This is a genomic window from Dactylosporangium sp. CS-033363 (assembly GCF_050942475.1).
Classification (GTDB): Bacteria; Actinomycetota; Actinomycetes; order Mycobacteriales; family Micromonosporaceae; genus Dactylosporangium.
Genome location: NZ_CP192032.1, coordinates 2,609,653 through 2,622,050, shown reverse-complemented (window position 1 = coordinate 2,622,050; position 12,398 = coordinate 2,609,653). Strand labels below are relative to the sequence as shown.

At 72.2% G+C, this 12,398-nt stretch carries 9 protein-coding genes; 8 read left to right on the top strand and 1 reads right to left on the bottom strand.

Annotated elements, in window-relative coordinates; translation table 11 throughout:
* Nucleotides 1–2: 2 nt before the first annotated feature.
* On the bottom strand, nt 3–731 hold the full coding sequence (locus ACQPZ4_RS12095) for a TetR/AcrR family transcriptional regulator (RefSeq protein ID WP_433059105.1): 729 nt from the start codon (nt 729–731) through the stop codon (nt 3–5).
* 325 nt (nt 732–1,056) lie between these two features.
* On the opposite strand from ACQPZ4_RS12095, the gene ACQPZ4_RS12090 reads away from it, so the two are divergent.
* From ACQPZ4_RS12090 to ACQPZ4_RS12055, 8 genes are all read left to right on the top strand, one after another.
* Nucleotides 1,057–2,208 carry an LLM class flavin-dependent oxidoreductase gene (locus tag ACQPZ4_RS12090; protein WP_433059102.1) on the top strand — a complete coding sequence of 384 codons (1,152 nt, stop codon included), beginning with the start codon at nt 1,057–1,059 and terminating at the stop codon, nt 2,206–2,208.
* Nucleotides 2,209–2,410: 202 nt separating this feature from the next.
* The gene (locus ACQPZ4_RS12085) at nt 2,411–3,490 is read left to right on the top strand and encodes an ABC transporter substrate-binding protein (RefSeq protein ID WP_433059099.1); all 1,080 of its coding nucleotides are present in this window, start codon (nt 2,411–2,413) and stop codon (nt 3,488–3,490) included.
* 18 nt (nt 3,491–3,508) lie between these two features.
* On the top strand, nt 3,509–4,216 hold the full coding sequence (locus ACQPZ4_RS12080) for an ABC transporter ATP-binding protein (RefSeq protein WP_433059097.1): 708 nt from the start codon (nt 3,509–3,511) through the stop codon (nt 4,214–4,216).
* A 2-nt stretch (nt 4,217–4,218) separates the two neighbouring features.
* Entirely contained in the window at nt 4,219–6,927 is a 2,709-nt protein-coding gene (locus ACQPZ4_RS12075; protein ID WP_433059094.1) for an ABC transporter permease subunit, read from the top strand.
* The gene (locus ACQPZ4_RS12070; protein WP_433059091.1) at nt 6,924–8,180 is read left to right on the top strand and encodes an acyl-CoA dehydrogenase family protein; all 1,257 of its coding nucleotides are present in this window, start codon (nt 6,924–6,926) and stop codon (nt 8,178–8,180) included. The genes ACQPZ4_RS12075 and ACQPZ4_RS12070 overlap by 4 nt, the downstream gene beginning before the upstream one ends.
* Before the next feature lies 1 nt (nt 8,181).
* A complete protein-coding gene (locus tag ACQPZ4_RS12065) occupies nt 8,182–9,348 on the top strand; it encodes an acyl-CoA dehydrogenase family protein (RefSeq protein ID WP_433059088.1) in 1,167 nt (388 codons plus the stop codon).
* Nucleotides 9,345–10,892 (top strand): class I adenylate-forming enzyme family protein, encoded by a 1,548-nt coding sequence (locus tag ACQPZ4_RS12060; RefSeq protein WP_433059086.1) that lies wholly within the window; start codon nt 9,345–9,347, stop codon nt 10,890–10,892. The genes ACQPZ4_RS12065 and ACQPZ4_RS12060 overlap by 4 nt, the downstream gene beginning before the upstream one ends.
* Nucleotides 10,892–12,337: a 4-hydroxyphenylacetate 3-hydroxylase N-terminal domain-containing protein gene (locus ACQPZ4_RS12055; protein WP_433059083.1), complete on the top strand. Its 1,446-nt coding sequence runs from the start codon at nt 10,892–10,894 to the stop codon at nt 12,335–12,337. The genes ACQPZ4_RS12060 and ACQPZ4_RS12055 overlap by 1 nt, the downstream gene beginning before the upstream one ends.
* Nucleotides 12,338–12,398 lie beyond the last annotated feature (61 nt).

Here is a 12,398-nt window from a genome sequence, read left to right as displayed (position 1 = left end):
GCTCACCCGTCGGCGGGCCGCAGTTCGCGGTCCTCGCGCAGGCCGATCGCGTCGGCCCACAGGGTGGTCAGGTGGTCGATCACGCCCTCGGGGTCCAGGGGCGGGTCGGGCGGGTCGGCGACGAAGGCGTCGTAGCAGTACGCGCTGACCATGAGGCTCATGGCGCGGGCCGTCTCCTCCGGGTCGAGCCCCGGCCGCACGTGCCCGCTCTTCATGCCGCGGGCCAGCGAGCGCGCGAAGGAGTGCCGGAAGTTGCCGACCCACTCGCGGCGCAGCTCGGCCAGCCGGGCGTCGCTGTGGCTGGCGGTCTCCCAGAGGCTGAAGAAGTCCCGGTTCTCCCACTGCGTGGTGACGATCGCGCTGATCGCCCGGCGCAGGCCGAGCCGCCCGGTGGCGGCGTCCCAGAAGTCGGCGCCGAGGTTGAGCATCCGCAGGGCGCTCTCGCCGGCGAGGGTGGCCACGATGTCGTCGCGGTCGGCGAAGTACTGGTAGACGGTCCCCAGGCTCACGCCCGACTGCTGGGCGATGTCGCCGAGCGAGACGTTCGCGTAGCCGTCCCGGGCGAAGAGCTGCTCGGCCACGTCGAGCAGCTTCTTGCGGGTGCGCATGGCGCGCGGCCCGACCGGCGTCTCGCGCCCGTCCTGGCGCCGCACCGCCCCGCGCAGGTTGGCGGCGACCCGCTCGAGGCGCCGGCTGCGCGCCGCATCCGGCTCCTCAGAAACCTCCGGCATGTCGCCCCCTTTCGATGCCGAGTGAACGCCGGTGAACCATAGCGCCATCCTGTGGCGTACGCCACCCTGAATCTGAATAGATTCAGGTAAGCATGTCGACGCTTCCAAGCCGCCCACGGGGGCAAGATCCGGGCATATCCGCTGAAGCGCACGCAGCGTGACAGAGGCCGACTCGTTTTCGAGGATCTCTTGCGCTCGCCGAGTTTCTGAGTAGATTCAGCAATCACTTACCTGAGACCGGCGTCACATGTGCGCGGGTCGGCCCTTCTCCGCTCTCGATCGACACCCGCTTCTGAGGGGGATCTCCATGGCTCGTCCGGCGCCCATGACTTTCGGTGTGTTCATCGCCCCGTTCCACGCGAACAACGACAGTCCGACGCTCAGCCTGCGCCACGACCTGGCACTCATCGAGCTCGCCGACAAGCTCGGCTACGACGAAGCCTGGGTCGGCGAGCACCACTCGACCGGCGTGGAACGGATCGCCGACCCGTTCATGGCCCTGGCGGCCGCGGCCGTGCGCACCTCGCGGATCCGGCTCGGCACGGGCGTCGTCAGCCTCCCGTACCACCACCCGCTCCTGGTCGCCGACCGCACCGTGCTGCTGGACCACCTCAGCTACGGCCGCGCGATGCTCGGCGTCGGCCCGGGCGCGCTCATCTCCGACGCCGACATGATGGGCATCGCCCCGGTGACCCAGCGGTCCCGGATGAACGAGGCCCTCGACGTCATCATCAAGCTGCTCGACGGCGAGGTGGTCAACGCGACCACCGAGTGGTTCGAGCTGCGCGAGGCCCAGCTCGCCTTCCTCCCGGTCAACCCCAACGGCGTGCCGATCGCGGTGGCCAGCACCACCTCGCCGTCGGGCGTGACCACGGCCGGCAAGCACGGCGTCGGCGTCCTGTCGCTGTCCGCCGGGTTCATCGGCGGCAAGAAGGACATGCGGGCCCAGTGGGAGATCGCCGAGCAGGCGGCCAAGGACGCCGGCACGGAGATCAGCCGCGCCGAGTGGCGCATGGTCGTGCGGGTCCACCTGGACCTCGACCGCGAGCAGGCGATCCGCGACGTCGAGAAGGGCCGGGAGCAGGAGCGGCAGGACTACTTCAAGCCGGTGCTGGGCCTGGAGAACGACTACACGCTGGCCGACGAGATCGCCGACGACAGCTCCATCATCGGCACGCCCGACGACGCCATCGCGGCCATCGAGCGGATGCTCGAGCAGACCGGCGGCTTCGGCGGATTCATGATCATGACGCACGACTGGGCCCCCCGCGAGAAGGCCCTGACCAGCCTCGAACTCTTCGCCCGCTATGTCATGCCGCACTTCCAGGGCACGCTCACGGCCGCCGTGCGGTCCGCGCGCGTCGTCACCGAGAAGCGCCCGTCCTACAAGCCGCTGGCCCAGGCCGCGATCTCCAAGGCGTACTCCGACTCGGGCCGCGAACTGCCGGCCGGGGTCAACATCCAGAGCCTGCGCTGACCCCTGGTCCCGAGCTGGACACCCCCTCCCCTCCTCCCGGAGACAGCTCGGAATATCCGAAAGGACCGACATGCACATCCCCGCATCCCGCCATGTCCTCGTCCCTTTAGCCGCCCTCGCGCTCGCCGCCGGCCTCGCCGGCTGCCGCGGTGAGGACCAGCCCGGAGCCGCCGCCGCCTCCAACAGCGGCCCGATCAAGATCATGCAGATCGGTACCTTCGAGAGCCCGAACCTGTCGCTCAAGGACGCCAAGGCCGGCCTCGACGCGCACGTCCAGTCGATCAACGCCGCCGGCGGCATCGACGGCCGGAAGATCGAGGTGACGTACTGCAACGACGCCTACAACGCCAACACCGGCGCGGCCTGCGCCCGGCAGGCGGTCAGTGACGGCGTCGTGGCGGTCGTCGGCGCGGCCAGCTCGCAGGCCCCGGCCGAGCTGCCGGTGCTCGAGGCGGCCGGCATCCCGTGGCTGGCCGGCGCCGGCTCGGGCGGCCCCACCGAGGGCACCAGCAAGGTCTCCTACCCGATCACCGGCGGCACCCAGTCGATGCAGGTCGGCCTGGGCCGGCTGCTGGCCAACAAGGGCGGCAAGAACATCGCGGTCATCGTGGCCGACGCGGCCGCCGCCTACGCCGCCGCCGACGACATCGCCAACGGGGCCAAGGCGGGCGGCGCCCAGTCGTACCGCATCCTGGCCCCCCTCGGCGCCCCCGACTTCAGCGCCGTGGCCTCCTCCGCCCTGGCCAAGACCCCGGACGCGATCGCCGTGGCCTCGACCGCGACCGACGCGCCGCGGATCATCCGGGCCGTGCGGCAGGCCGGCTTCAAGGGCAACATCGCGACGCTGGCGAACATCTTCAAGCCGGCCGATCAGAAGGCCCTCGGCGACCTCGCGAACAACGTGTTCATCACCTCGTCCGCGGTACCCGTGACCAACACCGCGATCCCGCAGGTCAAGCAGTTCCTGGACGACATGGCCAAGTACCACCCCGAGGCCGTGACCGACAACGGCTCGCTGGGCACCTGGAGCTCGGTCACGTTCCTGGTCGAGATCGTGAAGCGGCTCGGCGGCAACGTCACCGCCGCCGCGATCACCGGCCTGCTGGACAAGCTCGACAAGCCCATCGTGCTGGGCACCGTGCCCGACTACGCCGGCATCCCGAACCCGCCGGTGAACGCGACCTACCCCCGGGTGCCGACCTTCAAGGTCTACGTGTCCGAGGCGACGGGCGGCACGCTCAAGCAGGACGGCGACGCGATCGACCCGCTGGGCACCAAGTAGATGTCAGCGGCGGCAGTGGTGGATGAGGATGCACCAGTCCTCGAGCTGCGCGGACTCAGCGCGGGCTACGACGACCTGGCCGTGGTGCGCGACGTCGACCTCAAGGTGATGCGCGGCGAGATCGTCGCGCTCCTCGGGGCCAACGGGACGGGCAAGTCGACGACGATCCTCACCGCGGCCGGCGAACTGCCGCCGATCGGGGGCGAGGTCCGGTGGCGCGGGGCGGTCACGACGGCCCCGCTCCACGTCCGCGCGCGCATGGGCATGAGCTTCGTGCCCGAGGAGCGCTCGGTGCTCATGGGCATGTCCGTGCGCGACAACCTGCTGCTCGGGCCGGGTCGCATCGAGCGGGCGCTGGAGCTCTTCCCCGAGCTCCAGCCGCTGCTCGCGACCCGGGCCGGGCTGCTGTCCGGCGGCGAGCAGCAGATGCTCTCGCTGGCCCGGGCGCTGGCCGCGAACCCGGTCGCGCTGCTGCTCGACGAGCTGTCCCTCGGCCTCGCGCCGCTCGTGGTCGACCGCCTGTTCGCCGCGCTGCGGCGGGCGGCCGACGCCGAGGGGGTGGCCGTGCTGCTGGTCGAGCAGCAGGCCCGCCGGGCCATGGCGGTCGCCGACCGCTGGTACCTGCTGCGGCGCGGGGCCGTCGCGGCCGCGGGCGACGCGGCCGACGGCATCGCCGCCGTGGAGTCCCTCTACCTCGGTGACGCCACCGCGACCGGAACGGAGTGATCGTGGAAGTCGTCCAGTTCCTCCTGCTCGGCCTGGGCATCGGCGCGATCTACAGCCTCCTCTCGCAGGGGCTCGTGCTGATCTACCGGGGCTCCGGGATCGTGAACTTCGCGCAGGGCTCGCTCGTGATGGTCGGCGGCTACGCGTACTACGAGTTCCGCGTGGCCGCCGGCTGGCCCGCCGTCCCCGCCGTCATCGCCGCGACCGCGGTCGGCGTGCTGCTCGGCGTGGCCGTGCAGTACCTGATCCTGCGGCCGATGCGCACCTCCTCGCCGATCGAGCGGGTCATCGCGACCCTCGGCGTGCTGCTCACCCTGCAGGCCCTGGCCGTGCTGCGCTACGGCGTGGGCCCGATCAGCGTGCCCGGGTTCCTGCCCACCAACGCGGTGGAGCCGCTGCCGGGCGCGAGCCTCGGCGTCGACCGGATCATCATCCTGGCGATCGGGGCCGCGCTCGCCACGGCGCTGTACGCGGTCTTCCGCTGGACGTCGTTCGGGCGGGTGGCGAGCGCCATGGCCGAGAACCAGCGGGCCGTCGCCAGCCTGGGCCACTCCCCGGACCGGATCGCGATCGCCAACTGGGCCCTCGCGGCCGGGATCGCGGCGCTGGCCGGCGCGCTGATCGGCCCGATCACCTACCTGCAGCCGACCCAGCTGACCCTGCTCATCGTGCCGGCCCTGGCGGCCGCGCTGCTGGCCCGGTTCGTCTCGTTCCCGATCGCCTTCGCCGGCGCCCTGGGCATCGGCGTCGTGCAGTCCCTGATCACCCGCTACGTCACGGTGACGGGCTGGGGCGACAGTGTGCCCTTCATCGTCATCGTCGCCTATCTGGTACTGCGCGGCAGCTCGCTCCCCCTGCGCAGTCACGTGCTGGAGCGCCTGCCCAGCGTGGGCGACGGGCGGATCCGGGTGATCCCGACGGTCGTGGTGGTGGGCGTGTTCGCGTTCCTCATCGCGTTCGTGGTCTCGCCGGTCTGGGCGCAGGCGCTGACCGTCACCATGGCGTTCGCGATCCTCACGCTGTCGGTCACGGTGGTCACCGGGTACGCCGGGCAGCTCTCCCTGGCCCAGTACGTGCTCGCCGGGTCGGGCGCCTTCGCCGCGGCGACCTTCGTGTCCCGGGCGGGCTGGAGCTTCCTGCCCGCGCTGATCGGCGCGATGGTGGCCGCCGCGATCGTCGGCGTGCTGGTCGCGCTGCCGGCCCTGCGGACCCGGGGCATCAACCTCGCCATCGCCACCCTCGGCATGGGCATCGTGCTGTTCAGCCTGGTACTCAGCGACTTCAAGTTCACCGGCGGCGACGTCGGCATCCTGATCGGCGAGCCGTCGATCTTCGGCTGGGACTTCGGGGCGATCAAGCATCCGTACAACTACGGCCTCGTGACCCTCGCCGCGCTGACGTTGAGCGCGCTGGCCGTGGCCAACCTGCGCCGCGGCCGGGTCGGGCGGCGGCTGCTCGCGGTGCGCTCCAACGAGCGGGCGGCGGCGGCCCTCGGCGTCAACGTGCTCGTCGGCAAGCTCTACGCGTTCGCGGTCGCCTCGGCGCTCGCCGCGCTCGCCGGGGTCCTGCTGGCCTTCCAGGGCGTCGCCGTCCTCCCGGCCCAGTTCGACGTGCTCACCTCGATCACGGTCATCGGCATGGCGGTCGTCGGCGGCATCGGCACGATCGGCGGCGCGGTGTTCGCGTCCACCCTGCTGCCCGGCGGCGTCGGCACCCAGATCCTGCACGGCGTGGACAACCTGGAGAGCTACCTGCCACTGGTCAGCGGCCTGTTCCTGTTGTACGTGCTGCGAAGCGGGCGCAACGGCCTGTACGAGATGAACGCCCATCTCGTGCGCCGCATCGGGCGTCTCGTGCGCATCCCGGCCCGCCCGAAGCGCCCGAAGCCCGTCGAGCCGGCGGCGACCGACGCGCCCGCGCACGACCGCCGTCCCTCGCGGACGCTGCACGTGGACGGCCTGCGGGTGCAGTTCGGCGGGGTGGTCGCGGTCGACGACGTGTCGCTGGAGCTGGTCCCCGGCGAGGTGCACGGGCTGATCGGCCCGAACGGCGCCGGCAAGACGACCGTCATCGACGCGCTGACCGGGTTCGTGCGGCCCGCCCGCGGCGCCATCCGGCTCGACGACACCTCGATCGCGCCGTGGAGCGCGCGGCGGCGGGCCAGGGCCGGGATGGCGCGCTCCTTCCAGTCCCTGGAGCTGTTCGCCGACCTCTCGGTGCGCGAGAACCTCGCGGTCGCGTGCGACGACGACGGCGCCCGCCGCTACCTCAGCGACCTCGTGGTGCCGGGCCGCATCCAGCTCACCCCGCCCGCGCTCGCCGCCATCCGGGAGTTCCGGCTGGAGGACGACCTCGACCGCAAACCGGGCGAGCTCGCGTTCGGCAAGCGCCGCCTGGTCGCCATCGCCCGCGCGGTGGCCGCCGACCCGCGGGTGCTGCTGCTGGACGAGCCGGCGGCCGGGCTCAGCGACGAGGAGTCCCGCGAGCTCGGCACGCTCATCCGCACCCTGGCCCGGGACTGGGACATGAGCATCCTGCTCGTCGAGCACAACGTGGACCTGGTGCTCAGCACCTGCGACCGGGTCACGGTTCTGGAGGCCGGGGCGGTGCTGGCCCGCGGTACGCCGCAGGAGATCGCCCGCGACCCCCGCGTGGTCTCCGCCTACCTCGGTCGCGAGGCCGAGGCGGACGACGACAGCGCCCGCGTATGAACACCGAACCAGCGCACAACCTGCAGGAGGACCCGATGACCACGCCGACGACGCGCGAATCCGTGGCGGCCGAAGCGCACGCGTTCTTCTCGGCCCGGGCGCGGCGGCGCGAGCGGCGCGGCATGCTGCACGGCGTCGGGGACGACGACGTGGTCGGCGTCGGGCTCACCCAGCCGGACGACGAGGCCGAGGAGGTCGCCCGGGCCCAGACGTGGCAGCGGGAGCTGTTCGACGCCGGGCTCGCCTGGCTCGACGGCCCCGCGAGCCTCGGCGGGCGCGGCCTCGACCACGAGTACGTGGAGCTGGTCGCCGGCATCGCCGCGGAGTACGAGGTGCCCTCCACCTCGACCTACATGGTCAGCCACGGCATCGTGGCGCCGACCATCCTGGCCCACGGCACGCCGGATCAGCAGCGGCAGTTCCTGCCTGGCATCTGGCGCGGCGACCTGATCTGCTGCCAGCTCTTCTCCGAGCCGGAGGCCGGCTCCGACCTCGCCAGCCTGCGCACCACCGCGGTCCGCGACGGCGACGACTGGATCGTCACCGGGCAGAAGGTCTGGTCGTCCTTCGCGCACGTCGCGCAGCTCGGCGAGCTCCTCGTGCGCACCGGGCCGCCGGAGAGCCGGCACCGGGGCCTGAGCGTGTTCCTCATCGACATGGACTCCCCCGGCATCGACGTGCGGCCGCTGCGCCAGGTGACCGGCTCCGAGCACTTCAACGAGGTGTTCCTCGACGGTGTACGGGTGCCCGACGCCCGCCGCCTCGGCCCGGTCAACGGCGGCTGGAACATCGCGATGACCACGGTCGGCAGCGAGCGCTCGGTGCTCGGCCGGGCCCACAACGGCATCATGATCGAGCCGGTCATCCGGCTGTTCGCGCTGGCCCGCTCGACCGGCGCGATCGAGGACCCGGCCATCCAGGACCTGCTGGCCGAGTGCTGGGCCCGCGAGCAGGTGCTGCACGAGACGGCGACGCGGCTGCGCGACGCCAGCGGGCCCGCACCGGGGTCGGTGGTCAAGCTCATGACGACGTCCGACATGGAGTACTACTCCGACGTGGCGGCCCGGCTGCTGGGCTACCGGATGGTCGCCGACACCGGCGCCTGGGGCACCTACTCGTGGTCGCAGCTGCTGCTCAGCGCCCCCTCGCACCGCATCGCCGGCGGCAGCGACGAGATCCAGCGCAACATCCTCGCCGAGCGCGTGCTCGGCCTCCCCCGCGAAGAGCGCCCCGTCAGCGAGAAGAGTGCCTGAGATGGACGACATCGAGCAGCTCCGGCAGGTCGTCCGCGAGCACCTCGCGCGGGACCCGGGGGCCGCCCTGCGCGGCGGGACGTTCGACCCGGCCGCGGTCCGGCGGCTCGACCGCGAGCGCTGGCGGCGGCAGGCGGGGGAGCTGGGGCTGCCGGGGGTACGGATTCCGGAGGAGTTCGGCGGCGCCGGCATGGGCCTGGCCGAGGAGGTCGCGGTCCACACCGAGCTGGGCCGGGCCCTGGACGACGGGCCGTTCCTGACCACCTCGCTCGTGGCCGCGGCGCTGGTCGCGCTCACCGACGACGGGGCGAACCACGACCGGCTGCGGCGGATCGCGGCCGGCGAGCTCGTGGCGGTGCCGGTGCTGCCCATCGAGGAGAAGTTCCCGCTGGACTATCCGCACGCCAAGGCGGGCCCGGACGGCGACTTCGAGATCCGGGGCGAGCTGCCCTGCGTGGTGGACGCGACGGCGGCCGACGCGCTGCTGGTGCTGGCCGACTACCAGGGGTACCACGCCTTCTTCTGGGTCGACGCGACCGACCCGGGCGTCGAGGTCGTCCCGCTCAACACGCTCGACCTGACCCGCCGGATGGGTGCCGTGCGACTCAACGGCGCCCGGGCGGTGCTGGTGGCCGAGCAGGACCGGGCCCGTGCCGGGGTGGCCGCGATCCGCCAGGGCGCGATCCTCGGCATGTCGGCCGAGTGCGTGGGCGCCGCCGAGCGGGCGCTGGAGATGACGGTCGAGTACGTGAAGGTCCGCACCCAGTTCGGCCGCCCGATCGGCTCGTTCCAGGCGGTCAAGCACAAATGCGCCGACCTGCTCGTGGCGCTGGAGCGGGCCCGCTCGGCGCTGTCGGTCGCGGTGCGCTCGGTGCAGCACAACGACGCGATCGGCCGGCGGCCGGAGTCGCTGGCCGGGCTGGCGGTCGCGCGGATGTACTGCGGCCGGGTCGGCGCCGAGATCACGCGGGAGGCGATCCACCTGCACGGGGGGATCGGCTTCACCTGGGAGCACCCGGCCCACCTGTACTACCGCCGCGCCGTCTCCAACCGCCAGCTGCTCGACTCCACGGGCCAGCAGCCCCGCCTCCTGACCGCTTCCGTGCTCGCCGCCCATGGCGAGGACACCCAGCTCGCCTCGTTCTACGCCGGCAAGGTCGGCCGATGACGCAGCTCTCCGGGCTGGCGCCGGGCGACTGGGTCACGCTGCACGCCCGGTTCACCCCGCAGGCCGATTTCCTGCTCGCCGCCGACGGCCGGACCCGCTCGTACGCCGAGGGCGACGCGCGGATCACCCGGCTGGCCCGCGCGCTGCAGGGGATCGGGATCGGGCGCGGCGACCGGGTGGCGCTGCTCGCGGTGGACTCCCCCGAGTACGTCGAGGTGCTGCTGGCGTGCATGAAGCTGGGCGCGACCTACGTGGCGCTGAACTTCCGGCTGTCGGCGGCCGAGATCCGCACCGTGCTGGCCGCGAGCGGGGCGCGGACGATCTTCTACAGCGCGCGGTACCAGGGAATCGTCGACGAGTGCGGCCTGACGACGGCCGTGGCGTTCGAGTCGGGCTACGAGGAGTTCCTGGCCAGTGGGCCGGACGGCGGCGAGCTCGCGGCGGTCAGCCACGACGACGACATCCTCAGCATCTCGTTCACCAGCGGGACGACCGGCACCCCGAAGGGCGTCCTGCAGTCCCAGCGCATGATCAAGGCGATCACCCAGTCCGGGATTCTCGAGCTGGGGCTGCGGCCGGGGGACCTGATCTACGCCGGGGCGCCGCTGTTCCATGCGGCCGGGTTCGGGCATCTGCTGTACGGGCTGGCGCGCGGCGGGGCCTCGGTCGTCATGCCGCAGTGGGACGCCGACCTGGCGCTGTCCTGGCTCGGCTCCGGCCGGGTGCGGCACACCACGCTCGTGCCCAGCATGATCATCCAGCTGCTGGAGCACCCTCGCCTCGCCGAGGCGGACTTCTCGGGACTGCGGTCCATCATGTACGGCGGGGCGCCCATGCCCACGTCCGTCATCCGGCGCATGGTCGAGGTCTTCGGCTGCGACCTGCACAACGGGTTCGGCGCCGGCACCGAGGCGGGCGGCCAGCTCGTGCTGCGGCCCGAGGACCACCGGCGGGCCCTGGCCGGCGACGAGTGGCTGCTCGGCACCATCGGCCGGCCGGCCTTCGGCTGCGACGTGCGGCTGCTCGACCCGTTCGGCGCCGAGGTGCCGGACGGCGAGATCGGCGTGATCGCCAGCCGCGGCGACACCGTGATGAGCGGGTACCTCGACCGGCCCGACCTGACCGCGCAGGCCGTCCGCGACGGCTGGTTCGTCGCCGGGGACCTGGCCTGGAAGGACCCCGAGGGCTTCCTGCACCTGGCCGGGCGGGCCGACGAGATGATCATCCGGGGCGGCGAGAACGTCTACCCGGTCGAGATCGAGGACGTGGTCGGCGGGCACGCGGCGATCGCCGAGATCGCGGTCGTGGGCGAGCCGGACCCGCACTGGGGCCAGGTGGTCACCGCGGTCGTGGCGCTGCGCGAGGGCCACCCCGCGCCGTCGGCGGCCGACGTCAAGGAGCACTGCCGCGGGCGGCTGGCCAGCTACAAGGTGCCGCAGCGGATCGTCGTGGTGGCCGCCTTCCCCCGCAACCCCGCCGGAAAGATCGACAAGCTGCGGCTGCGTGAGCTGCTCGCCGAACCCGATGTTGAGGAGCCGTCCTGATGCTTACCGGAGACCAGTACCTGCAATCCCTCCGGGACGGGCGGCGCGTCTTCGTCAACGGCCACTCGGTGCCCGACGTGACCGCCGAACCGCTCCTGCGCGGGCCCGCCCTCGCCGCGGCGCTCGGCTACGACCGGCACTACCAGCCGGGCGACGATGTGCACGGGCCGTACTTCTTCATCCCGACCTCCGTCGACGAGCTGCGCGAGTCCCAGGAACGCCAGCTGCACTGGGACTTCCCCACCATCTCGACGTCGGCCAGCCTGCTCATGGTGCTGACCGCGGCGAGCCGGATGCGGGCGCAGCACCCGGAGTACGCCGAGCGGGCGCTGGCCTACTTCGAGGACAGCAAGCGCCGCGACATCCGCATCGTGCAGGGCATCACCGACGCCAAGGGCAACCGCGCGCTGCCGCCGGGCAAGCAGGACGACCCCGACCTGTACGTCCGGATCGTCGACCGCAGCGCCGACGGCGTCGTCATCCGGGGCGCGAAGATGCACATCTCCTCGGCGGCGGTGTCGCACGACGTGATGGTCATGCCGACCAAGCGGATGAAGCCGGGCGAGGAGGACTGGAGCATCGCCGCGGCGGTACCGCTGAACGCCCCCGGAGTCCGCATCATCAACGCCTCGTTCGCGCCCCGGCCCGACCTGGACCCGGACTTCTACCCGTACAGCTCCCGGCACGTGATGACCGAGGGCCTCATCGTCTTCGACGACGTGTTCGTGCCCAACGAGCGGGTCTTCCTGGCCGGCGAGCTGGAGCACTCGGCGACGTTCGTGCACTCGCTGGGCCTGTGGGAGCGCCTCGGCAGCGTCGGCAGCTACGTGCGCCTCGCCGACACGCTGGTCGGGCTCGCGCAGCTGATCGCCGAGGCCAACGGGCTGCAGAGGATCCCGCACATCAAGGACAAGATCGCCGAGATGATCACGTACGCGACGCTGATCCGCGCCGCGTTCGAGGCGGCGATGAGCCACTCCACCTTCACGCCGGAGGGCTGGGCCTCGCCGGACGAGCTGTTCACCAACGCCGCCAAGTACCACGCGGCCGCGGAGTTCAGCACGATGGTGCGCAACCTGCACGACATCGCCGGCGGCTCGGTGCTGACCGCGCCGTCCCTGCGCGACCTGCAGAACCCGGAGACCGCGGCCGACCTGCACAAGTACATGCGCACCATGGAGGGCGTCGACGCCGACTACCGGATGCGGCTGTTCCACACGATCCGCGACTTCACCGCCGACTCGTACGGCGGCTGGAAGCACGTGACCGTCATCCAGGCCGGCGGCGGTCTCTACGCCCAGAAGGTGGTCGTGACGGCCCACTTCGACATGGAGAACGCGAAGGCGCTGGCCCGCGAGACGGCCGGGATCAGCGCGTCCGGCCAGGTGCTGTCCGGGCTCGAGCGGCTCGGCCCGCACGGCTACGACCCGTCCGGGGCGGTGTGATGCGGTACGAGGAGTACACGTTCGCCTGGACGGACACGGCATCCGTGGCACGACCCGGTGG

What these genes read in the sequence shown, in the direction of transcription:
- ACQPZ4_RS12060 (WP_433059086.1), top strand. Translation starts at nt 9,345, where the DNA reads ATGACGCAGCTCTCCGGGCTGGCGCCGGGCGACTGGGTCACGCTGCAC.
- ACQPZ4_RS12055 (WP_433059083.1), top strand. Translation starts at nt 10,892, where the DNA reads ATGCTTACCGGAGACCAGTACCTGCAATCCCTCCGGGACGGGCGGCGC.
- ACQPZ4_RS12085 (WP_433059099.1), top strand. Translation starts at nt 2,411, where the DNA reads ATGCAGATCGGTACCTTCGAGAGCCCGAACCTGTCGCTCAAGGACGCC.
- ACQPZ4_RS12065 (WP_433059088.1), top strand. Translation starts at nt 8,182, where the DNA reads ATGGACGACATCGAGCAGCTCCGGCAGGTCGTCCGCGAGCACCTCGCG.
- ACQPZ4_RS12070 (WP_433059091.1), top strand. Translation starts at nt 6,924, where the DNA reads ATGAACACCGAACCAGCGCACAACCTGCAGGAGGACCCGATGACCACG.
- ACQPZ4_RS12095 (WP_433059105.1), bottom strand. Translation starts at nt 731, where the DNA reads ATGCCGGAGGTTTCTGAGGAGCCGGATGCGGCGCGCAGCCGGCGCCTC.
- ACQPZ4_RS12090 (WP_433059102.1), top strand. Translation starts at nt 1,057, where the DNA reads ATGACTTTCGGTGTGTTCATCGCCCCGTTCCACGCGAACAACGACAGT.